1 protein-coding gene is annotated in these 267 nt (G+C 67.4%); it reads right to left on the bottom strand.

Going from position 1 to position 267, the window contains the following annotated elements:
- The coding region (locus KZZ07_RS26990) for a hypothetical protein (RefSeq protein ID WP_219520054.1) at nucleotides 1-267 on the bottom strand (267 nt) is incomplete at both ends.

The following is a 267-nucleotide window of genomic DNA, read 5'->3' as shown; positions in this document are numbered from 1 at the left end:
CTGCGAGGGGCCGCGCAGCCAGTCGAGGCTGTCGGACGCATCGCCGAAATAGTCCTTGCCACGATAAGTGAGGAGGCGCGGCAGGGTCTGGAACGGCCGCGAATTGCCGTAGCGGTCGGCGCCGGGGCTCCCGGCCGGCCGGTCATAGGCCTTGCCGAACACGTCGGTGACCGCGCCGTTCGACAGGATCGCGGCGGCCTCCTCGGAGACCGGATGCTTGCCGTTCGTGGTGGCGTTGGCGAAGAAGTACTTGCCGGAATTCGAATC

Origin of the sequence: Mameliella sp. CS4, assembly GCF_019392335.1 — a bacterium.
Taxonomy (GTDB): Bacteria; Pseudomonadota; Alphaproteobacteria; order Rhodobacterales; family Rhodobacteraceae; genus Antarctobacter.
The sequence above is the reverse complement of the archived record's forward strand: the minus strand, read 5'-3'. Positions and strand labels throughout refer to the sequence as shown.